This window comes from Pseudomonas sp. Pseusp97 (genome assembly GCF_047304025.1).
In the GTDB taxonomy this organism is placed as follows: Bacteria; Pseudomonadota; Gammaproteobacteria; order Pseudomonadales; family Pseudomonadaceae; genus Pseudomonas.
In genome coordinates this window covers 1-560 of sequence record NZ_JBGLYK010000483.1, presented here as the reverse complement: position 1 = coordinate 560, position 560 = coordinate 1, and the positions used below count along the sequence as shown (strand labels likewise).

General features: G+C 70.2%; 1 protein-coding gene. It reads right to left on the bottom strand.

What is annotated here, in order from left to right; genetic code table 11:
• Positions 1-506: ComF family protein (locus tag ACCC94_RS30020; RefSeq protein ID WP_413353214.1), on the bottom strand; the 506-nt coding region annotated here is incomplete at its 3' end.
• Between the last annotated feature and the right edge of the window lie 54 nt (positions 507-560).

Genomic DNA, 560 nt, shown 5'->3' with positions numbered 1-560 from the left:
GGGGTGTCCTGTGTGCGGCGGACCAGGCGGTTATCCACAGGCAGCCCCAGCGGCGCGGCCAGCCAGTCCGCCAGCAGTTGCGCCTGGTTGAAGCCGCGTTGGCGCTCGCGCCGGCGTGACAGCGGCACCGGGATCAGCCGGTCCGGCCGCGGCAATCCTTCCTCGAAGGCATGCAACAGGTGACGCTCCAGCAACTGGCCGAGCAGCCGCCCGAGCGGCGCATTGGCCTGGTGCTTGAAGCGGGTGACCAGCGCATCGACGGGGAAGCCGTAGCGCAGCGGAGTTTCGACGCGATGGAAAGCCGGCGCGCGACGCAAGCATTGCCCGCAGGTCAGCCCGCCAGCAGGAAGGGGCAGGGCGCAGACCGCGCAGTGGCCGGCCAGCCAGGGCAGGTCGTCGTCACAGCCGGTGCAAAGAGGCAGGGCGGCCTGTTCCGCCGCGCCGCCACAGAGAAGACATTGCACCCGAGGGCGCCACCAGACGGGGCGCCAGTGAAGCAACCGCATTCCACCCCTCCGTGGGCGGGGCTGCTCAATGGATCAACCAGCTCAGGACCACCA